Below are 22,568 nucleotides of genomic sequence, written 5' to 3' on the forward strand. Positions count from 1 at the left end.
TCTCTATTTAATTAATCCGGTTGCTTTTTCGGTATCTACTTTAGATACCAATGCATCATATAATGCGTTGATATAATTGTTCTCTGCTTCTTTAAGCGATGTTTGCGCCTGAGTAACTTCTATGGATGAACCTACACCTTGCTCGTACTTAATTTTGGTAACCCGTAATACTTCGTTGGCTAAATTCAGATTACTTTGTTGGCTTTCTAAAGAATTTATGCTGTTGGTATAATTGGTAATGCTGTTCTCGATATCGAAATTGATGGCGTTTTTTGCTTGGAACAGATCGTTTTGTGACTTCTTTACCGCAAACTCAGCTTGTTTTACTTTTTGGTAGCGTTGCCCTCCACTAAAAATTGGAACGTTTAGCTGTAAACCAACCAAAACCGAGGGGAAACTTTGATCGTACAGGTCTTTAAAATTATCATTTTGATAGTTATAAGATCCAGAACCAAAAGCCGACAAGCTTGGTAAATATTGAGACTTATATCTTTTCAAATCTAACTGATTCAATTTTATAGCGGTTTGTGCTAAAGAATATTCAATTCTGTTGGCATATGCAGTGCTATCCTTATTAAAAGCAGTTTTATCTAATTTAACATCCTCAATACTGCCAGATAAAACTAAACGATCTGTTACCGGCATTCCCATTTGAAACTTCAGTGTAGTAATGCCCAAACCTAAGGAGCGTTCGATATTCTGTTTCTCAGTCAACAGATTGTTGTAGATTACTCTTAAACGATCCGCATCAATTTTCTCGGCAAAACCATTATCAAATAAAGCTGTAGTTTGATCCAATTGTAGCTTAAGTTGCGAAACATTTGCATTTAGCAAGTCTAACTGTTTGTTACTCACCAAAACCATATAATATGCCTTGGTAACGGCTACGTTAGTTTCAATCTGTGTTCTGTTAAATGTTTTTTGCGATAATTCTTTATAAGTTTTTGATGCCTGTAAACCAACCAGATAACTTCCATCGAAAATCAACTGGTTTACTGATGCTCCCAAGGTAGAGTTATATTTTACTCCAAATTTTACCGGAACGTAGGTTCCCGGCTGATTGAAAAATTCACCTGGTAATAAGGACGTTGGCACTTTAAGAAAGTCTTTCAAGTCAGCCGTTCCACTAATCTGTGGCAAACCTATCCCAATTGTCTCCTTAACCTTTGCATCGGCTATTTTCTGGTCTATTGCTGCATTTAACATGGTTGTTTGATGCTCGTAAGCATAGGTTACACATTGTTCTAAATTAAAAGTATAGGTTTTAGGGGTTTCTGTTTGTGCCCATAAACCCAAAACTGTAAAACTTAAAACAGCGGTAAATAACATTGTTTTTGTTTTCATTTATATGGCTTCTTTGCTTCTGTTTGTATAATTGTTAATTAATATATGTCCACTTAATGTGCAAATTCCAAAAAGAAAATGCGTGGTAAGTTCCTCTATCACTTGGTATAAACTGTATTTCCCGCTCCTTACCAAATCAGACTGAAAAACCCAGTTGATATGCGCCACACGGGCTGTTGCTAGAATATCTACGTTTATGTCGCTTCTAAAAATATTTTCTCTAATACCCCGCTCTAATCCAGCTTTCACCAAACTGTAAATCCGCACTTCATGAAAATTCATCATCATTTTATACGCTTCGTTATGATATTTTTCTAAATCGTAAAACACAATAGGATTAATTGCAGACAGCATTTCTTTCAAAAAATCCATAACCAAGAAAATCTCATCAATTGCATTCTCCGCTTTAGCGTGGCATTCGTTTATATTACACTCATCTTTGATCAGCATATTCGAAACCATGTTCAGCACCAACTCATTCTTATCTTTAAAGTTTGCGTAAATGGTTTTTTTACTGATGCTCAAGTGCTTTGCAATATCATCCATGGTAACGCTTCGCATCCCAAACTTCATGAACAACTTCTCTGCTTCATCTAAAATGTAATTATCAACTTTCACCATGCGTTATTTATTTCGGCGTAAAACTATGGAAACTTTTTTCATTCCCAAAGTTTCCAAGAAAATAAATTACATTACAATTACGCTGTTTAAGCGATAATCGCTACAAAACCTCAAACAAAGTTTACAAAGCCACTCATTTTTGTATTTTTGCGTACAAAAAAACACAATGAACATTTCGACTTTAAATGCTATTTCTCCTATAGACGGACGCTACCACCAACAAACTGCAGATTTAGGTGCTTATTTTTCTGAAGCTGCTTTAATTAAATACAGAATATTTGTTGAGGTTGAATACTTTATTGCGCTTTGCGAATTGCCATTACCTGCATTAAAAGGATTAGCTCAATATAACTTTGACGCAATTAGATTAGCCATAAACGACCTTAGTGAAGAAGATATTTTAGCGGTAAAAGAAATTGAAAAAACAACAAACCACGATGTTAAAGCAGTTGAATATTTTATCAAACGAAAATTCGACGAATTAGGCTTATCTGAATATAAGGAGTATATCCATTTCGGTTTAACCTCACAAGATATAAACAATACCGCAATTCCTTATTCATTTAAAGCGGGAATGATGGTTACTTATTACCCACAACTACAGGAGCTGGTAAATATCCTAACTGATCTTGCAAAAGAATGGAAGCATATTTCTATGCTTGCACATACGCATGGCCAGCCTGCATCTCCTACCCGTTTAGGTAAAGAAGTAATGGTTTTTGTTGAACGATTAGAAAACCAGATCGAACTTTTAAAAGCAATTCCTTACGGTGCGAAATTTGGTGGCGCAACGGGAAACTTTAATGCGCACCACGTAGCTTTTCCTTTAATTAACTGGAAAAATTTTGGAAACAACTTTGTCGACAAAAAATTAAACCTTAAACGTTTACAAAATACCACCCAAATTGAGCACTATGATTATATGGCTGCACAGTTTGATGGTTTAAAGAGAATAAACAACATTATTTTAGACTTAAACCGTGATTTTTGGACTTATATTTCCATGAACTACTTTAAGCAGAAAATCAAAGAAGGCGAAGTTGGTTCGTCTGCAATGCCTCATAAAGTAAATCCAATTGATTTTGAGAACTCGGAAGGAAATATTGGAATTGCGAATGCTCTTTTTGAGCACTTGGCGGCTAAGTTACCGGTGAGCAGGATGCAACGTGATTTAACAGATTCTACCGTTTTAAGAAATATCGGGGTGCCAATTGCACACACCATCATCGCATTAAAATCAACCATAAAGGGATTAAATAAACTATTGCTTAACCAAAAAGAAATCCAAGCAGATCTGGAAAACAACTGGGCAGTAGTTGCCGAAGCTATACAAACCGTATTGCGACGAGAAAACTATCCAAATCCTTACGAAGCATTGAAAGATTTAACGCGTACCAACACACAGATAAATGCACAGGTGATGAGCGATTTTATAGAAACCTTAGCTGTAAGCGATAGTATAAAAATGGAGTTAAAAGCAATTTCACCATCAAATTATACGGGAATTTAAAAAAGTCATCAAGAGGTAAAAACAGGTTAAGGCATGCATTGTTTATCGTAATGATAAGTACTTTTACAAAAAAAAGCATAAAATGAATATCACAGTATATACAGAGTCAACACCGAACCCAGCAACAATGAAGTTTATTGTAAATAAGCTTTTGATTAATGGCAGTGTAGATTTCGCAACTAAAGAAAGTGCCGAACACTCTAAATTTGCATCTGAGCTTTATAAATTCAATTTTGTTAACGGTGTATTTTTTGCAAGTAATTTTGTAACTGTTACCAAAACAGAAGACGCTGACTGGGCGGATATTGAACCTTTATTGAAGGAGTTTGTAAAAGGAGCCATCGAATCTGAATACGCCGTACAGGATAAAGAACAAGAGGAAGATCTGGATTTCCAAGGAACAGAAACAGAGATAAAGATTCAGCAGATTTTGAACGATTATGTAAGGCCAGCTGTTGAGCAAGATGGCGGTGCAATTACGTATAGATCTTATGTTGACGGAATTGTAACCGTAGAACTTAGAGGTTCTTGCAGTGGTTGCCCTTCTTCAACCATCACGCTTAAATCTGGTATACAAAGTTTGTTGCAGAGAATGATTCCGGAGGTTAAAGAAGTAGTTTCTGAAGCTTTATAATCGGTAAATAAAAACCACAGAAAAGGTCCTGAGAATTTAATTTCAGGACCTTTTTTTTGTTCCGAAAAAAGTAGACCTATAGTGTATTTTAGATTAGTTTGGCAACGTAAAAGTCTAGTTTTTACAGAAACAACCCCCAACAAAACCACATCTATACATTAACAGGCCATCTTTTAGCCTCAATTCACATCGATGATTTTTTATAGATTTCGGGATAAAAAAAACCAGATATTTTATCAAATTAAACTTATTTTAGACGGCGATTATCAAGTGATAATCTTAAAATCAACATCCCTAAAATGAGTCTATTCATAAAAAAGTCAATCAACCAACTGTTGCTAGATGCGGCAGAATCGGAAAAAAGTTTAAAAAGGACTCTTTCGGCCAGTTCTTTGGTTGCCTTAGGAATTGGAGCTATTATTGGCGCTGGTTTATTTGTTAGAACCGCTTCTGCAGCTGCACAACACGCCGGACCAGCTGTAACAATAGGTTTTATAGTTGCTTCAATTGGTTGTGCCTTGGCCGGACTTTGCTATGCAGAACTTTCCTCCTCTATTCCAATTGCAGGAAGTGCATACACTTACAGTTACGCTACAATGGGCGAACTGGTTGCCTGGATTATCGGTTGGGATTTGATTTTAGAGTATGCCGTAGGTGCTGCAACAGTTGGTATTGCCTGGACAGAGTATCTGAATAACTTATTGGTTACCGTTGTGGGTGTAAAACCCATACCTTTTGAACTTAGTCATTCGCCTTTTGAAACCAGTTTAGACGGTTTACGTACCGGCTTTATAAACTTACCTGCCTTATTTATTGTAACGATGCTTACGCTTTTGCTGATTAAAGGAACGCAAGAATCTGCATTGGTTAACGGTATTATTGTGGTGGTAAAGGTTTCTATCGTAATATTAATTATTGTTATTGGCTGGGGATTTATAAATCCTGCGAACCACACTCCTTATATCCCAGCAGCAAGTACCTACACCGACACACAGGGAGTTACTTATGATTATGGAGGTATTATGGGAATTTTAGGTGCCGCAGGTGTAGTTTTCTTTGCGTTTATCGGGTTCGATGCGGTAAGTACAACAGCTCAGGAAGCAAAAAATCCAAAACGCGATATGCCGATAGGTATTTTGGGCTCCTTGGTAATCTGTACTATTTTATATGTTTTGTTTGGACACGTATTAACAGGCGTTGCAACTGTAGAAGATTTTAGAACTACCGGAAAAGAAGCTTCTGTAGCTTTCGCAATTAATAAATACATGATAGGTTATACGTGGCTTGGCCAGGCCGTAACTGTAGCTATATTATTTGGATTTTCATCCGTTATCTTAGTAATGCTTTTAGGGCAATCTCGAGTTTTTTACGCCATGAGTGCTGATGGATTAATGCCTAAAATGTTCAGTGATTTACATCCGAAATATAAAACGCCTTATAAAGCCAATTTGATGATTTTGGTTTTGGTAGGTCTATTTGCAGCTTTTGTTCCGGGTGATATTGTTGGCGACATGACAAGTATAGGTACATTGTTCGCGTTTATGCTAGTTTGTGCAGCGGTTATTATCCTTAGAAAAACCAATCCAGATTTACCTCGACAATTTAAAACGCCTTGGGTTCCGTTTGTTCCAATTGCAGGGATAATTGTTTGTGGAGCTATGATTTACGGTTTAGGATGGATCAACTGGTTACGATTGTTTATATGGCTATTGATAGGCTTAATTATTTATTTTGTTTACAGCAAAAAGCATTCAAAATTGCAAAAAGGAATTTTAGTTGACCCTAAAGATCCACCAGCACCAAAAATCGAAGAATAATCATATAAAAAACCAGAGGCTTCCAAACTAGGAAGCCTCTGGTTTTTAACAAGGTTTTATTTCAGAAAAAATTCCCTCAGTGCGTAGGGCAGTTGTTTTATTAAAACACTAGCGGGTACTACATACATTTTTTGTGCAAGCTGTTCTCCCACAAATCCGTGGGTAAATACAGCCAATTGTACTGCTCTTTCCACCTCATAACCTTGAGAAAGCATACTTGTAATCATTCCTGTTAAAGCATCGCCCATACCACCACTTGCCATTGCTGGCGAACCAGACGAATTGAAATAACAGATCCCTTCTGGCGTAAAAATCATGGTATATCTGTTCTTTAAAACGATATATACTTTTAATGTTACCGATTGCTGTAATGCAGTTTCTATGCGTTTCCACCAACTGTCATGCGTTCCAAACAAGCGATCAAACTCTTTCATATGTGGTGTAAACACCGATTTTTCTGGCACCTGCTTGATCAAATCTTGGTTTTCACTGATAAGATTGATCGCATCAGCATCAATTACCATTGGCTTTTTAAAGTTTTTCAACACGGTTTTCAAAAGCGATAGACTTTCTTCACCAGTGCCCAAACCGGGACCAATTCCAACGGTTTTAAATTTATTCCAATCTAACGTTTCATATTGCTGGCGGTTAGTAAACATCGCTTCGGGGAGGCGACAGTTTAACGATTGCAAACCACTGTGTGGAATCATGGCTGTTGTTAAACCAGCGCCACATTTAACGCAAGCTTCGGCCGCAATTAATGCAGCACCCATAGTATCATCACTACCTGCAATTATTAACGCATGTCCTAACAGTCCTTTATGTTCAAACGGTTGACGAGCTTTGATAAAGCGTTGCACACCACCTTTCCACAGCCAATAAAACGGAGAACTGGTGCTTTGTATAAAATTTTCATCTAAACCAATGTTGGCTACCTTCCACTCTTTGATATAAGCGCTAGAAATCGGTAATAAAAAATTGAGTTTGGGTCTTTGAAAGGTGATGGTAAAGTCGGATTTTACAATCACATCATCAAACAGTTCGCCTTCGCAAGGCATTCCTGTTGGCACATCTACGGCAATCCGATAGCCAGAAAACTGATTAATTTTTTTGACCAAGTTACGCCATTCTCCTGTTAAAGCCTTATTTAAGCCAGAGCCTAATAAGGCATCTATTAAAAAATCAGCTTCTAAAAATTCGATATCACTAGCTTGTTTCAGGTAAAAAATCGAAACATCTTTTTCCTGCAAACGCTCAAGATTTAAGTCAAAATCTTCGCTGGATTTTTCTGTAAAATCTGCTATAAAGGTCTGTATCTGATGATAACCTTCATCAAATAACAACCTCGAGATTACCAATCCATCTCCACCGTTGTTTCCTTTACCACAAAATATTAAAATACTCTTCTTTTTATCCGGAAACTTGTCAGTAAAAATCTTGGTAAAAGCAACGGCAGCTCTCTCCATCAATTCCGATGACTGCATCGGCTCGCTTTGTATGGTAAAATTATCTGCATCACGCGTTTGAGCAGCTGTTAGTAGTTTAAGCATATATTCAGATAATAACCTCTTGAGAATTAAAACTAGTTCTTATTTAGGATTAAAACTTTTTTTTTGAAAGTAAATCGATTTATAAATCAACTAAATTAATTAAAATTTAGTCCAAAACAAATGCCAAGTTTTGTAGGTAACGTCACATTTACCAAGCATTGAAAAATAATTTTTAAAATGAGATAAACCACTCATTCTGAAAACACAAAGACAACAAAATTTGTTTTAATTATTGATGATATTATACTTCCCAAAACAAATTCAAAAAACTATTTTGCAAAATATTTCAAGCTTATTAAATTATATGAAAAACAGACAAAATTTCACATCCGGATCTCCATGGGAGGATATTATCGGTTATTGCAGAGCCGTAAAAGTGGGTAACACCATTGAAATTGCGGGAACAACTGCATCAAAAGATGAAGACGGCAACAGCCTAACAACCATGTACGACCAAACCAAAGCCATTTTAGACAAACTGACAAAGGTATTGGAAGAGGCCGGTGCTTCTTTGGAAAATGTAGTGAGAACACGGATGTTTTTAACGGATATTAGCCAATGGGAAGAAGCGGCCAAAGCTCATGGTTTGTTCTTTAAAGATATCAAGCCCGTTACTACAATGGTTGAAGTTTCGAAACTAATAGATCCCGAGATTTTAATAGAAATTGAGATTACAGCAATCTTAGGATAAATCATTGAAAAACCAGTCGCTTTTTTTGTTACCGACTGGTTTTTCATTTTTAAAATGTATATAAAAAATCTAAACCCGATGAACCCAAAAGTTGATACACTCTTAAGCAGTACCATAAATTGGAAACCAGAAATGGAGAAACTGAGAACCGTTATTCTTCAATGTGCCTTGGTTGAAGATATAAAATGGGGACAACCTTGCTACACTTTCAACAATAGTAACGTTGTTTTAATTCACGGTTTTAAAGAATACTGTGCCGTTCTGTTTTTCAAAGGCGCTTTATTGAAAGACAATGATAACGTGTTAATTCAGCAGAGTGAGAATGTGCAAGCTGCCCGTCAAATGCGATTTACCAGTTTAGATCAAATCTTAGCCATTGAAAAAACGCTAAAAACTTATGTTTATGAAGCTATTGAAGTTGAAAAAGCTGGATTAAAAGTTGAACTAAAAAAACACACTGATTTGGTTTTTCCGGCAGAATTTCAAAACAAGCTAGACCAAAACATACCGTTAAAAACAGCTTTTGAAGCACTAACACCGGGTAGACAGCGGGCTTACAACCTTTTCTTTTCTCAACCCAAACAAGCCAAGACCCGTGAAGCAAGAGTTGAAAAAACTATTCCTCAGATTTTGGAAGGAAAGGGTTTGAATGATTAACTACTCAATAACCAATCTACCATATTGCGTTCTCACTTGGTTATAAATCTTTTTATCCGCTATTTGGTTATTGTAGAAAGTAAACTCTGATATATGATGACTTTTCAACAATTCAGGTGGGATTTCGCTTAGTAAATTCCCATTTAAATTTAAGCTTTTTAGTTTCGGGAGTTTAGCTAAACCAGCTGGTAAAATGCTTATTTTATTATTAGACAAGTCCAAAACTTCTAAATTCTTCAGTTCATTAATATCAGCAGGAATTTTTGAAATTGAATTTCTCCCAAAACTTAAAAATTTAAGATTTTCCAATGCGCAGATTTCCTCGGGGAAAACTTTTATTTTATTCATCGCAAGATTTAAGGATTTAAGATTTTTCATCTTACCGAGATTAACGTTGATGTTGTTCAATCTGGCATGAACCATGGATATTATTTTAAGCCCACTGCAATCTTTAATTCCATCAGGTATAGATGTTATTTTTGAACCGGATAAATTCAATTCTTCCAAAGTTTTTAGATTTCCAATATTTTCAGGTATGGCGGTTAAATTGGTGTCTAAAACAAAATTTATCCCAAATCGATAAAATGGGAATGCCATTTCGTTTGACGCTACATAAATTGGTTTGTTGTAGTTTAAAAATGAACCACAAAGTGCATTAAAAGCTATATTCGGGTTCTTACTGACATTAATCCCTATTAAAGAACTTAGTTTAGAAACCTCTGGAGATATTTTATCGATCTTATTATTGCTTAAATCCAGCGATTTCAACTTTGTCAAATATTTAATATCGTCAGGAATTTCTTGAATCTGATTACCTCTTAAATTCAAATAAGTTAAATTAGTAAAGCTAAAAACAGATTTAGGGATTTGTCTCAATCCTCTATATGTCAAACTTAGTCCTTTCAACTTCGGAAAATTCAATAACAAATTGTAACTATAGCCTTTTACTTTATATGGAACATCAAGGCTTTCTAAATTACTCAGTTTTGTGACGGAACTCGGAATTTCTTTAATCTTTGTATCTCCAAAATCCAAACGCTTTAATTTTGTTAGTGTTGTAAGTTCATCAGTAAAACTTTCTATTGGGTTACTGTATACATCAAAATCTTCCAGATTCTTCAAATCTCCAATTTCTTTCGGAATTTCTTTAATCAAATTATTTCTAAGGAACAATGACTTTAAGGATGTCATTCTAAAAAACACTTCTGGTATTTCCTCTACATTGCAACGACTTAAATCTATGCTTTCCAAATTTTTCAAATGAGAAAATTCAACCGGAAAAAAGTCTTTCTCAAACACCAACTTTTCGTTAGAAATCCCAAATCTCAGTTTTTTTAAATTCTTTAACTCACAAAATTGTTTTGGAATAATTAAACCATAAAATTTGCTAAGCGTTAATTCTTCAAGTGAATTAAGTCGATTAATATCATCAGGTAATCGAATATAACTAAACAGTAAGTTAAGCTTCTTAAGCTTCGCTAGTTTATACAAGATTTTCGGGAATACTGTAAACTTATTGGCTCGCAAATTAATATCCTCCAAATTATTTAACAGCCCAAACTCCTTAGGAAATTCTGAAATATTGTTATTATATAAGTTAAGTACTTTTAAATTTCGTAGTTTACCTATCAAAAAGGAGATTTCATTGATACCTAAACTTGGTAATATCAACTCTTCTAGCGAAGTTTCATCATAAATTTCTCTAGGTATTCTACTCATCGTCAATCTGTACTCACCACCCCAACTCTCCCTAATTGCAAAATATTTCAATCCCTTTAAAGAAAAAACATCTTTAACCCGGTCAAATTTATAATAGTTCAATTCCACTCCCTTTATTTTACTCCTAAGTGAAACGGGAATCTGCCCTAAAGAATCAACCGAAACACGCAAATCTGTAAGCAGCGTAAGTGAGTTTAATAGCTTTTCTTCTTTATATAAATCTACCTGCGAGTTGTCCAATAAATTTAAATAAGTGATTTTTCTGTTTCTGAAAGAATCTACAGGTAAATCTTTCAATCTTAAACCTCGTAGGTCTAAGCTATCTGAACTAGGAAAAATTCGAACTTGTTCGTTAACAGAATTGCGGTTGAATTTGCACCCTAAAAGACTGATAATCAGCAAAAATAATATAGGTAAATTCATTTGTAAATAGTTGAATTGGCAAGTAAATATAACGGAAAATAGTGATTATTTCTCTGTATCGACCTTAATCCGCAACAACCATTTTATCTATATAATTCGAATTCATCATACCTAAAACTCCCATGTATTTAAGTTTAAAACTGATTAACCCTCCAACCTTATAGTTTTTCTCGTTTTGGCAAACATCCACCACCAACATATCAGAACTTGCTTCAATAATTACAATATCTTCGTCATCAGCAATCAAATACGCCGGGTTACAGTCTAATAATCCGATGTCTAAAATAGCTCGGTAAGATTTTTTCCCATAATCTTCTTGCGGATAGCTAGGTGTTTCACCCGATACATTAAAGCCTTGGTTACCGTTGGGAATCTTTGGTTTTTCGTACAACTCTATAATTTCTGCATAAAGTTTGAAAACATCATCGTTCATACCTACAATGGTTCGGTTGGTAAATAAATCCAGACCAAAAAACAACACCTCTCCTACTCTAAAATGGTTAATCTGCTTGGGCAATTGCTCTTTGATCAGCAACGGTACGGTAACACTTGTACCACCAGAAACCCAAGGAATTTCGATATCAAACTTTGCTTCGATCAACTGTTTATAAAGGCAAAGCTGAATCAACTTATCCTGTGATGGCATTATCCCGTTAAGACAATTCAAATTTGTACCCAAACCCACAATATTGATATTTGGCAAATGGATAATCTGCTCATAAAATTCCATCAGATGCTCTCCCACAACACCTTCACGTAAATCGCCCATCTCAATCATGATGATTATTTTATGGACTTTCCCTTGCTTCACGCCTTCGTCGCTCAACATCTCAATCGTAAAATAGTCTGTATTAAAACTAACATCTGCAAATTTTATAATGCTAGAAATGCTACGTTTTGCGGGAGGCTTGATATAAACAGTTTGAGCATTTGGAGCTACCTGTTTAATCATCTTTAAATTACTGATGCGGGTATCATGAAACTCTTTAACACCCAAACGTACCAATTCTTCTAGGTAAAGGCGGTTTCCACAAAGCACTTTAGAAACTACACCCCATTCAATTTCATTTTCTTTAAACCAACTTTGCAACATATTATAGTTGTGTTGCAGTTTGCTTCTATATAAATTAATATAAGCCATTAATTTTTTGATCTATTTTTTTGGGTAAGATTTTTCAACCACATACGCAACCAGTCAATTTTACAAGAAAGACTTTTTTAGGTAAAGTGATTTTTATAGAACCTACTATATAAACGTTCTTACGATTTTCTAACGTTGCAAGCGCATTTCTAAATACTTATTGGTAAAACCTAAACGCTCGTAAAGTTTTTTAGCTGGGTTATCTGCCTCTACATGTAATGCGACACTCCCTTTTGCATGGTCTAAGGCTTTTTGCATCAACAGTTTCCCAACACCTTTACCTCTTTGGCTGGCATCAACCGCTATGTAAACCAAAATATTTTCTGGAATATAGCCATCCATACCTGTCTCATTTAAAACAGTTGCGCCAATAAGTGCATGATCTTCAATGGCTACCGCGATAAATCCACCTTTGTTAAACACATAAGCAATACATTTTAATATATCCTCTTTTTTATCACCATAATGTTCTAAGTGAAGCTCTAAAAAGCCAGCAATCCTATCATTGGTGAAGATTTTGTCTTCTCCGCTGGTTTTATCTATAATTCTAAATTCCATTTTTTACATTTTAAAACCGCTATCGTTATTCCAACACACTGCTATTCTATTTCCATCGACATAAAAACAAAATCAGCTAAAAACTGCTTCGAGTGCACATCCAAACAATAAATCGATTATTATTAAAAGAAAGATGCCTTACTGAATACTCAGGCATGAAAGTCTTCAAATTTAAGAAAATAATTTAATTATTAATTACTAAACATCAAAATAATGCTACACAGAGCGGTTTCTACTAAAAACTAATCCATAATCACAAAATTCATTTATATTTATCCATTAAAGGTTTGCTTAATTTATGACGACATATACCATACTCATTATACTTAGTGGATTAGTTATTTTCTCATATCTTTTTGATATGATTGCTAAAAAAACTAAAGTACCATCGGTTTTACTTTTGCTTTTTTTGGGTATCGGGTTAAAACAGGTTGTTACCTATTTCAAAATTGAAACATTTGATTTTTTAACAATCTTACCTACATTGGGTACTGTCGGGCTGATATTGATCGTTTTTGAGGGTGCCTTAGATTTAAAGTACGATAAGGAAAAAAATAAACTGATTAAAAAAACCTTATTCTCTGCCGTTACAATATTGCTTTTAACAACCGTAGCAATTACCTTTATTTTACACGAACTTACTGGGAACACCTATTACTTATGCTTCGTAAATGCAATTCCTTTTAGTGTAATTAGTTCTGCAATAGCCATACCGTCCGCCGCCAATATTAACAGAAAGGATCGAGAATTTGTGATTTACGAGTCTTCCTTTTCTGATATAGCTGGAATTATTTTATTCAATTTTGCGATAAGCAACGACAGTTTTCACGTCTCGGCATTTGCATCATTAGGAGCGGAATTGGTGATGATTTTTCTATTTGCTTCCGTTTCTTGTTTGCTATTGCTTTACCTAATTGGTAAAATAAGCCACAACATAAAATTCTTCCTAATTATCTCTATTTTGATATTGGTGTACGCAATTGGGCAAAGTTACCATCTTTCTGCACTGATTATTGTTTTAGCATTTGGCTTGTTTTTAAATAACTCTGACGAGATCAGGATACCAATTTTTAGAAAATACTTTATCTATCCTAATCTCTCTAAAGATCTAGTGCAACTGCACCAATTATCTGCAGAAAGTGCGTTTTTAATGCGGACATTCTTTTTTGTAATATTCGGTTTTACCATTGTAATTGATCAATTTCAAGACATCACTTTACTACAGTATGGCTTATTAATTTTAGTAGCTACCTATCTAATACGCCTACTATATTTAAAATTTGTAGCCAAAATGCCAATAAGTCCAACGTTATTCATCACGCCAAGGGGCTTAATTAGCATATTGTTATTTTATAACTTACCGAAAGAAATGCGAATCAATGGTGTTGAAACCGGGCTATTATTTCTCATGATTTTAGCCACCAGCATTATTATGAGTGTGGGTTTATTGGGTGCAAAAAAAGAAAAACAGGTAGTTTAGGGTAAGAAATTGAATCAAACCAATTCTTGCATTTTTCTAATCATATGTATTTTCATATCTTTGAACACATCGATATAAACGCTTATTTTTATGGAGATGATTACACGCCAACACACATAATATTACGATGCTTCGCAATAAAAGCCACCATAAACTAATCCATAATTGCAATTTGCTTAGTATTTATAACGTTTTAAAACCTTCTTACTAATATCATATTTAGCAAAAAACTATGTTAAATCTTTGGAGGTTCATTAACAAATACAACGCTTTTTTCTTTCTAATTATCTATTTAACCATTTCGTTTATATTACTTATTCGTAATAACGATTTTCAACGAGCAAGTACTTTTAATACCTCCAATCAGATTGTGGGCAGTATTTACCAGGAAGTTAATTCCGTAAATAAATACCTAGATCTTAATTTGGTTAACGATAGCCTTGCACAAGAGAATATTAGGTTAAGAAATCAGCTTAAATCTTCTTTTTTAGATGATAGCATCGTCACCAAGCTGGTAACCGACACAGTGCATCGCGTAAAATATGAGTATATTTTAGCCGAGGTCATCAATAAATCCATCACCTCGAGAAATAATTACATCACGATAAACCGTGGTTCTAGAGAGGGTATTAAAAAGGGAATGGGTGTTATTGGCCCCAGTGGCGTTGTAGGTATTGTTTGGAATGTATCAGAGAATTTCGCGTCTATCCAGTCTATTTTACATGAGGATACCCGAATTACTTCGTCAATTGAAGGTACACCATATTTTGGGCCCCTGATTTGGGAAGGAAAAGATCCTAGCACTGTAACACTAACTGACATACCTAACCAATTAGATTTAAAACCTAAAGCGAGAGTGATTACATCTGGTTTAGGTGTTATTTTTCCAAAAGGAATATTAATTGGAACTGTTTTGAAATCGGGTGTTAAAGGTGGCGGAAGCTTTTTAGATATTTCGGTAAAACTGGCGACTAACTTTTACGCATTACAATACGTTTACGTGATAAAAAACAACTTTCAAACAGAGCAGGAAGTATTAGAGCAGGCAAATAAGGAGAGCTTAAATGAATAGTATCATCAAAAATATCATCCGGTACATTTTATTGGTATTGATTCAGGTTTTTCTACTTAAAAACACCGTTTTATTTGGGTTAAATACTCCTTACCTGTACATTCTTTTTATTCTTTTATTACCTTTCGAAACTCCAAACTGGCTATTGTTCTTCCTTTCTTTTTTGATTGGATTAAACATCGATATTTTCAACGACACGGTTGGTTTACACGCCGCTTCTTGTGTAATTACTGCATTTGTAAGGGTATCTATTACCAGCATAACGGTGCAAAAAGACAATTACGAAAGTGACCCAGAGCCTACTTTGGCTATAATGGGCTTTCGTTGGTTTTTCTTTTATGCATTGGTTTTAACCTTTGTTCACCATTTCTTTCTTTTAAATTTTGAAGTATTTCGTTTTTCAGAAATTCCGGCTACAATAAGCAGGGTATTCCTCAGTTCTTTATTTACCTTAACTTTGATTTTTATAGCTGAGCTATTATTCTTTAGAAAGAAACAACGTAAATGAACAGTTTTTTTAAGCGTAGATACATTATTCAAGGCATCTTTATACTTGTCGCCCTAATTTTATTGGGCAAACTGTACTACATTCAGGTTGTTGATGATTCTTATAAACTATCTGCTGATAACAACGTACTCCGCAAACTCATCATTTACCCAGCTCGTGGAGTTATTTTAGATAGAAATCATAAAATCCTGGTACAAAATGAACCGGTGTACGATTTAATGGTTATCCCAGGACAAGTAAAGGAAATGGATACCCTTGAATTTTGTAAGCTCATTAAAATCGATAAGTCAGACTTCGATAAAGCTTTCAAAAAAGCAAAGAACTACTCTTTATACCGAGCATCTTTATTTCAGAAACAATTGTCTGCTTTAACTTACGCAGCTTTTCAAGAAAAACTTTTCGAATTCCCAGGTTTCTATGTACAAAACAGGTCGGTAAGGTTTTACCCCGATTCCACCTCTGCGCAGTTTTTAGGTTACATAGGTGAGGTAAACGAAAGAGAGATAGAAAAATTCGATGGCTTTTATAGTCAGGGAGATTATATCGGTAAAACCGGAATAGAAAAATCATACGAAGAACTACTTAGAGGCCAACGCGGTGTACGTAATATCATGGTTGATGTACACAACCGTGAACAAGGCAGTTTTTTTGATGGAAAATACGATACCACTGCCGTTTCTGGAGAAAAACTAATCTCATCTTTAGATAAAAAACTACAGATGTACGGCGAAATGCTGATGCAGAATAAAATTGGTAGTGTGGTAGCCATTGAGCCCGCAACCGGAGAGATTTTAGCTTCAATAAGTAGTCCAGGCTACAATCCAAACATTATGGTGGGCAGGCAAAGGGGAAATAATTATATGAAATTATTGAAAGACCCTTTCAAACCCATGTTTATCCGCCCAATCCAAGCAGAATATCCACCAGGTTCTATATTTAAAGTAATTAATGCTTTAGTTGCACAACAGTTTGGCCTAATTAGTTCCAATACTTATTATAATTGCCCCGGCGGTTATCGTTATGGCCGACGAGGTTTTATGGGCTGTACCCACGTACATGGAACCATAAACCTAGCACAATCTATAGAAACTTCGTGTAACACCTATTATGGCTACACTTACGCTCGTATGATTGACCAAACCGGTGCTAAACCTGTTAATGCTTATAAAAGATGGCGAGAAGCTGTAATGAAATTTGGGATTGGCGCTACCTTAGACATTGATTTACCAGCAGAGCGAAAAGGTTTAATACCAACATCAGATTATTACACCAAATCGTTTGGAAACGATAAATGGACATCGGCGTTCAATATTTCCTTATCTATCGGGCAAGGAGAGCTGGGGATTACACCGCTACAGATGGCAAACGTAACTGCTATTATAGCAAATCGAGGGTTTTATTACAAACCCCATTTGATTAAAGCAATTGGCGACAAACAGATTATTAAAGAAGAATATACCAAAAAGAATTCTGCAGGTGTAGATACAAAATATTTTGACGCAGTTATTGAAGGGATGAGCCGTGTGGTTAACGTACCTAACGGAACGGCTTATAATGCCAGAATCAACGACATTGAGGTTTGTGGAAAAACAGGAACTGTACAAAACCCCCATGGAGAAAACCACTCGGTTTTTATAGCATTTGCACCGAGGATAAACCCAAAAATCGCAATCGCTGTAGTAGTAGAAAATGCTGGCTATGGTTCTACATGGTCTGCTCCTATTGCCAGTTTAATCATTGAAAAATATTTGAGAGATTCAATCAGCAGGCCAAAATATTATACCGATAGGTTGGTACATGCAAACCTTTTACCGGGGCAAAAGAAACTTTACGTACGTCCGGGTGTAAAACCAGACACCACTAAAAGCAACCGTATCCTTGTACAACCTGCAACATTACCAGAAAATAAAAAATCATTGTAAAGAAAATGAACAACCAGAACAGAAACTTTTTCTTCAACGTAGATTTTTTAACCATCGTATTATACCTGTGTTTATTGGCCATTGGGTGGTTTAGCATTCATGCCGCAGTGTATAATGAAGACGAAGCGCTTATTACCCTTGCGAATAACTCTGGTAAACAGCTCATTTTCATCATTGTTGCCATTATTGTAGGTGCAGTTATTCTATTGCTCGATAGCAAATTTATGTTTGCCTTCTCTCCCGTTTTTTACGGAATCACCATTTTTTTATTGATACTCGTTTTAATTGTGGGCAGAAATGTAGGTGGAAACCAAGCTTGGATCCCGATAGGCAGTTTTAGGTTACAACCTTCGGAGTTTGCAAAGTGGGCAACCTCCCTGCTTTTAGCTCGGCATTTAAGCGTAAACAATGCCAAGCTTACCGAATTCCGCACTTTACTTCCTACGCTAGCCATATTAGGCGTACCTGTTATTCTAATTATCATGCAACCAGATGCTGGTTCAGCTTTGGTATTTATATCTCTAATTTTTGTTTTATACCGAGAAGGTTTATCGCCATTATATTTAGTTGCGGGTGTAATGATGGTTCTTTTATTCATCTTAACCCTTTTATATTCAAAGCTCTACATCATTTTAGGTTTAGTTTTTGTTTTAGCAATCTTGATTTATAATTACCGCCGGTACAGGTCTTTAATTGCCACTTTCGTGGGAGGATTTATCCTGTGCCTACTTTTTATTTTCAGTGTTGATTTTGTTTACAACAACATTTTAAAACCACATCAAAAAGTTAGGATTGAGCTGTTACTTGGTTTGGTAAAAGATCCTCGAGGCGCTGGTTACAACGTAAATCAGTCTAAAATCGCCATTGGTTCGGGCGGGTTATGGGGAAAAGGATATCTGCAGGGAACACAAACCAAATTCAACTTTGTACCAGAACAAAGTACCGACTTTATATTTTGTACCGTGGGCGAGGAATGGGGTTTTGCTGGCAGTTTTGTGGTGGTTGGGCTCTACTTATTTCTGCTGATGCGGATTATCCACTTGGCAGAACGGCAACGTTCGCCATTTAGCAGAATTTATGGCTATGCCGTTGCCTGTATTATATTTTGCCACTTCTTTGTAAACATCGCGATGACGGTTGGCTTAATGCCCGTAATTGGTATTCCTTTGCCTTTTGTAAGTTATGGCGGCTCGTCTTTGCTAAGCTTTACCATCCTACTTTTTATATTGATTAAGCTAGATTCGAACCGAATGGGAATTGTTTAGAGTATTAAGTAGCGAGTATTAAGTAGTGAGTAGTAAGTAGTAAGTATTAAGTATTAAGTATTAAGTAGTGAGTAGTGAGTAGTAAGTAACGAGTATTAAGTATCAAGTGGCAAGTCGTGAGAATCTAGTATAACAGCCTTACAGGCTTCTTTACTCTTATTCAAAATCTAAATATTTTGCGCAATAACAAAACCCGAAGCCCAAGCCCATTGGAAGTTATAGCCACCCAGCCAGCCTGTAACATCCACACATTCGCCACCAAAAAACAAACCGGGCACTTTTTTAGCTTCTAAAGTTTTTGAGGAAAGTTCGTCCGTAGAAACACCTCCTCGCATCACCTCCGCTTTATCGTAACCTTTATCGCCCGCAGGCTTCACTTTGAAATGATGGATAAAGTTCTCAATAGTTGTAAAATCATCTTTACTCAAAGATGCCAGATTTTTTGGCGTCGGAATAAAATCTGCAATAGCATCTACAAATTTGCGGGTATAAAAATTACTCAAAAAAGTGGAAAGCTGTTTTTTTCCGTTGATGCTCCGCTCCTCTTCAATTAAATCCACAATATTCTGTTGAGGCAATAAATCAATAACGATACTATCTCCAGGCTTCCAATAAGACGATATCTGCAAAATAGCTGGTCCACTCAATCCCCAATGTGTAAAAAGAATATTTTCTTCAAAACTAATGTGAGGCAAAATCACGTTAGAGAAAATAGCATTCCCAGATAAGCCAGCAAAAAAGGCTTCCTCTTTCCCAGTTACAGTTAAAGGGACTAAAGCAGGGGCAGTTTTCTCTATTTTCAAACCGAAATTTTGCGCCACCTTTAACGCAAAATCCGTGGCTCCCATTTTTGCAATGGGTAAACCACCACTTGCCATTACTATACTTTTGGCCGAAACCGTTTGGATTTTCCCGTTTTTCTCGAACGTAATACCAAAACCGCTTTCTATTTGTTTAACCGATTTAACGTCGCTATCTAAGGAAATAGTTTGATCCAGTTGTTCGCATAAATCGGTAAATATATTTACAATGTCTTTTGCTTTATTGGAGGTTGGGAATAGCTGACCTAAAGTTTTCTCTTGCCCAGTAATGCCATAAGTTTCAAAAAATGAAACAGAATCGTCCACCGTCCACTGTGACAAGGCCGATTTTGCGAAATGTTGGTTTGCAGAGATAAAATTCTTTGGTTCGGTATAAAGGTTAGTGTAATTACAACGCCCGCCACCAGAAATCAAAATTTTAGCACCAACTTGGTTATTCTTTTCCAAAACTAAGGTGCGTTTACCTAAATAACCAGCCTGTACCGCACACATTAACCCACAAGCACCACCACCAATAATAACCGCGTCGTAATTCATACTCCAAAAATGGCATTTTAAAATCATATCTGTAATATTTGCTAAAAATATGCGCTCATTAATTAACTTTGTCTGATATGGAAGAAGTCTCCAGTATTACCGAATTTGGCAAAGTCTTAATCTTTTTGATTACTGGCTTATTGGCTGTTGGCGGGGCATTTGCGGTTAACAAATTAATTGCACCACATCATCCTAATCCAGAAAAAAACAGCTCATACGAATGTGGCGAAGAGCCAACCGGAAGTTCTTGGATTCAATTCAACAGTCGCTTCTATGTAATTGCACTAATCTTTTTACTGTTTGATGTAGAGATGATTTTCGTTTTTCCATGGGCAACCATTTTTGCAGATAAGCAATTAATTGCGATAGACGGACGCTGGGGCTGGTTAGCATTCACAGAAATGTTAGCTTTTTTAAGTGTACTGATATTAGGTTTAGTTTATGTATGGCGTAAAAAAGATTTGGATTGGATAAAACCTAATAGCATCACGCCTACTGTTCACACCGCTATCCCATTAAGTGCGTACGCTAAAATCAATCAGGAAAAATACATTCCTTTTCAAAATAAACAAGTAGTAACTGTGGAAGATCAACCAAAAGGTGTGGTTGCTAAACCCAAGTTTACGCCAAGATTTAAAAAAGCATGAGTTTAGAAAAACAATTAGAAAACACCGGAATTGTAGTGACTAAGCTTGATGATTTAATGAATTGGGCAAGGTTATCTTCCTTATGGCCGTTAAGTTTCGGTTTAGCATGCTGTGCCATCGAAATGATGGGTTCCATGGCTTCGAACTTTGATTTAGACAGGTTTGGCGTTTTCCCTAGGCCTTCGCCACGGCAAGCAGATGTTATTATTATCGCCGGAACGGTGACTTTTAAAATGGCCGAACGTATCAAGAAGCTATACGAACAAATGCCAGAACCTAAATATGTGATTTCGATGGGATCGTGTTCTAACTGCGGTGGCCCATATTGGGAACATGGTTATCATGTAGTTAAAGGTGTTGACCGGATTATCCCTGTTGATATCTACGTACAAGGTTGTCCCCCTCGCCCAGAAGCATTAATTGGCGGAATCTTGGAATTACAAAAGCTAATTGAAAAAGAAGTTTTAGCTAATATTTAAGCTTTTATCATTACAAAAAATCATACAAACATAAAATGAAATCAATATCACAAACCCGATTAGGAATATTAGGCGGCGGACAATTGGGACGAATGCTGATTCAGGAAACCATTAACTACAATATTTCGGTAAGCGTTTTAGATCCAGATGCTGATGCACCTTGTAAAAACATTTGCGATTACTTCGAAATTGGCTCTTTAAGCGATTATGAAACGGTTTACAATTTCGGTAAAAACCTTGATTTACTTACGATAGAAATTGAAAAAGTTAATATCGAAGCACTAGAAGAACTAGAAAAACAAGGTGTTACAATCTACCCACAACCGCGTATTATTCGATTAATTCAGGATAAAGGATTACAAAAACAATTTTTTAAAGAAAACGATATTCCAACTTCAGCTTTTCAACTATTTAATTCTAAAGAACAGCTAGCAGAGGCAAATATTAGTTTTCCGTTTATACAAAAACTAAGAAAAGACGGCTACGATGGCAAAGGTGTTAAAAGAATTGCTAACGAAAAAGATTTAGAGGAAGCATTTGACCAACCATCGCTGGCAGAAAACTTGGTCGATTTCGAAAAAGAAATTGCTGTAATTGTCGCAAGAAATGCCAATGGCGAAATGAAAACCTTCCCGATGGTGGAAATGGATTTTAACCCCGAAGCTAACCTAGTTGAGTTTTTAATTTCTCCATCTACCTACAGTTTCGAGATTCAGCAAAGAGCAGAAGAAATTGCTAAAAATATTGCTTCGGGACTAAATATGGTGGGCATTTTAGCTGTGGAGATGTTTTTAACTCCAGATCTTCAGATTTTAGTTAACGAATTGGCTCCACGTCCACACAATAGCGGGCATCAAACTATAGAAGGCAATTACACATCTCAGTTCGATCAGCATTTGAGAGCAATTTTCAACCTTCCTTTAGGGAGTACAAAAGCTATTGCTAACGCGATTATGTTGAACTTATTAGGAGAAAATGGGCATAATGGTATTGCAGAATACGAAGGTTTAGAAGAGATTTTAAAACACGAAGGTGTTTACGTTCATCTTTACGGGAAAAAATACACCAAACCGTTCCGTAAAATGGGCCATGTAACCATCATTAACGAAGACCGTCAAAAAGCCATTGAAACTGCAAAATATATTAAAGAAACTATAAAAGTAAAAGCATAA

Annotated in this window: 20 protein-coding genes; 13 read left to right on the forward strand and 7 right to left on the reverse strand. The window is 35.8% G+C overall.

The features are described 5' to 3' along the window. Positions 1-3: 3 nt before the first annotated feature. Together B176_RS0109340 and B176_RS0109345 are read right to left on the reverse strand one after the other, a co-directional pair. Positions 4-1,344 carry a TolC family protein gene (locus tag B176_RS0109340; protein ID WP_017258542.1) on the reverse strand — a complete coding sequence of 447 codons (1,341 nt, stop codon included), beginning with the start codon at positions 1,342-1,344 and terminating at the stop codon, positions 4-6. Further along, positions 1,345-1,965 (reverse strand): TetR/AcrR family transcriptional regulator, encoded by a 621-nt coding sequence (locus B176_RS0109345; protein WP_017258543.1) that lies wholly within the window; start codon positions 1,963-1,965, stop codon positions 1,345-1,347. It abuts the gene before it with no gap. Positions 1,966-2,131: 166 nt separating this feature from the next. On the opposite strand from B176_RS0109345, the gene purB reads away from it, so the two are divergent. From purB to B176_RS19350, 3 genes are all read left to right on the forward strand, one after another. Continuing rightward, positions 2,132-3,475, forward strand: a complete 1,344-nt coding sequence (gene purB, locus B176_RS0109350; protein ID WP_017258544.1) for an adenylosuccinate lyase — start codon at positions 2,132-2,134, stop codon at positions 3,473-3,475. An 82-nt stretch (positions 3,476-3,557) separates the two neighbouring features. After that, positions 3,558-4,109 (forward strand): NifU family protein, encoded by a 552-nt coding sequence (locus tag B176_RS0109355; protein ID WP_017258545.1) that lies wholly within the window; start codon positions 3,558-3,560, stop codon positions 4,107-4,109. A 299-nt stretch (positions 4,110-4,408) separates the two neighbouring features. After that, positions 4,409-5,926: an amino acid permease gene (locus B176_RS19350; RefSeq protein WP_017258546.1), complete on the forward strand. Its 1,518-nt coding sequence runs from the start codon at positions 4,409-4,411 to the stop codon at positions 5,924-5,926. A 56-nt stretch (positions 5,927-5,982) separates the two neighbouring features. On the opposite strand, the gene B176_RS0109365 is transcribed toward B176_RS19350, so the two are convergent. Continuing rightward, positions 5,983-7,476: a bifunctional ADP-dependent NAD(P)H-hydrate dehydratase/NAD(P)H-hydrate epimerase gene (locus tag B176_RS0109365; RefSeq protein WP_017258547.1), complete on the reverse strand. Its 1,494-nt coding sequence runs from the start codon at positions 7,474-7,476 to the stop codon at positions 5,983-5,985. A 304-nt stretch (positions 7,477-7,780) separates the two neighbouring features. Between B176_RS0109365 and B176_RS0109370 the strand changes: the two genes are divergently transcribed. Further along, a complete protein-coding gene (locus B176_RS0109370) occupies positions 7,781-8,167 on the forward strand; it encodes a RidA family protein (protein WP_026063250.1) in 387 nt (128 codons plus the stop codon). Positions 8,168-8,221: 54 nt separating this feature from the next. Further along, positions 8,222-8,824, forward strand: coding sequence for a YdeI/OmpD-associated family protein (locus tag B176_RS0109375; protein WP_040540228.1), 603 nt, complete (start codon positions 8,222-8,224; stop codon positions 8,822-8,824). On the opposite strand, the gene B176_RS0109380 is transcribed toward B176_RS0109375, so the two are convergent. The 3 genes from B176_RS0109380 to B176_RS0109390 form a co-directional block, all read right to left on the reverse strand. Then, the gene (locus B176_RS0109380; RefSeq protein ID WP_193372304.1) at positions 8,825-10,645 is read right to left on the reverse strand and encodes a leucine-rich repeat domain-containing protein; all 1,821 of its coding nucleotides are present in this window, start codon (positions 10,643-10,645) and stop codon (positions 8,825-8,827) included. Positions 10,646-11,030: 385 nt separating this feature from the next. Then, positions 11,031-12,107 carry an alanine racemase gene (locus B176_RS0109385; protein WP_026063251.1) on the reverse strand — a complete coding sequence of 359 codons (1,077 nt, stop codon included), beginning with the start codon at positions 12,105-12,107 and terminating at the stop codon, positions 11,031-11,033. Positions 12,108-12,236: 129 nt separating this feature from the next. Further along, positions 12,237-12,665 carry a GNAT family N-acetyltransferase gene (locus B176_RS0109390; RefSeq protein WP_017258552.1) on the reverse strand — a complete coding sequence of 143 codons (429 nt, stop codon included), beginning with the start codon at positions 12,663-12,665 and terminating at the stop codon, positions 12,237-12,239. Between the two features lie 298 nt (positions 12,666-12,963). Here B176_RS0109390 and B176_RS0109395 point away from each other — a divergent pair, with 298 nt between their 5' ends. From B176_RS0109395 to rodA, 5 genes are all read left to right on the forward strand, one after another. Then, a complete protein-coding gene (locus B176_RS0109395; RefSeq protein WP_026063252.1) occupies positions 12,964-14,145 on the forward strand; it encodes a cation:proton antiporter in 1,182 nt (393 codons plus the stop codon). A 232-nt stretch (positions 14,146-14,377) separates the two neighbouring features. Continuing rightward, entirely contained in the window at positions 14,378-15,217 is an 840-nt protein-coding gene (gene mreC, locus B176_RS0109400) for a rod shape-determining protein MreC (RefSeq protein ID WP_017258554.1), read from the forward strand. Further along, positions 15,210-15,725: a hypothetical protein gene (locus tag B176_RS0109405; RefSeq protein ID WP_017258555.1), complete on the forward strand. Its 516-nt coding sequence runs from the start codon at positions 15,210-15,212 to the stop codon at positions 15,723-15,725. The genes mreC and B176_RS0109405 overlap by 8 nt, the downstream gene beginning before the upstream one ends. Continuing rightward, positions 15,722-17,647 (forward strand): penicillin-binding protein 2, encoded by a 1,926-nt coding sequence (gene mrdA / locus B176_RS19355; RefSeq protein WP_017258556.1) that lies wholly within the window; start codon positions 15,722-15,724, stop codon positions 17,645-17,647. The genes B176_RS0109405 and mrdA overlap by 4 nt, the downstream gene beginning before the upstream one ends. A gap of 5 nt (positions 17,648-17,652) precedes the next feature. Further along, positions 17,653-18,912: a rod shape-determining protein RodA gene (rodA, locus tag B176_RS0109415; RefSeq protein ID WP_017258557.1), complete on the forward strand. Its 1,260-nt coding sequence runs from the start codon at positions 17,653-17,655 to the stop codon at positions 18,910-18,912. Between the two features lie 167 nt (positions 18,913-19,079). Here the strand turns inward: rodA and B176_RS0109420 are convergent, their stop codons facing one another. Continuing rightward, positions 19,080-20,270, reverse strand: coding sequence for a BaiN/RdsA family NAD(P)/FAD-dependent oxidoreductase (locus tag B176_RS0109420; protein WP_017258558.1), 1,191 nt, complete (start codon positions 20,268-20,270; stop codon positions 19,080-19,082). A 77-nt stretch (positions 20,271-20,347) separates the two neighbouring features. Between B176_RS0109420 and B176_RS0109425 the strand changes: the two genes are divergently transcribed. Genes B176_RS0109425 through B176_RS0109435 form a run of 3 tightly spaced genes read left to right on the forward strand, consistent with a single transcriptional unit; the run spans position 20,348 to position 22,568 of the window. Next, on the forward strand, positions 20,348-20,917 hold the full coding sequence (locus B176_RS0109425; protein WP_017258559.1) for an NADH-quinone oxidoreductase subunit A: 570 nt from the start codon (positions 20,348-20,350) through the stop codon (positions 20,915-20,917). Then, positions 20,914-21,396, forward strand: coding sequence for an NADH-quinone oxidoreductase subunit B (locus B176_RS0109430; protein WP_017258560.1), 483 nt, complete (start codon positions 20,914-20,916; stop codon positions 21,394-21,396). The genes B176_RS0109425 and B176_RS0109430 overlap by 4 nt, the downstream gene beginning before the upstream one ends. 35 nt (positions 21,397-21,431) lie before the next feature. Then, positions 21,432-22,568 (forward strand): 5-(carboxyamino)imidazole ribonucleotide synthase, encoded by a 1,137-nt coding sequence (locus B176_RS0109435; RefSeq protein ID WP_017258561.1) that lies wholly within the window; start codon positions 21,432-21,434, stop codon positions 22,566-22,568.

This window comes from Pedobacter arcticus A12, from assembly GCF_000302595.1.
In the GTDB taxonomy this organism is placed as follows: Bacteria; Bacteroidota; Bacteroidia; order Sphingobacteriales; family Sphingobacteriaceae; genus Pseudopedobacter; species Pseudopedobacter arcticus.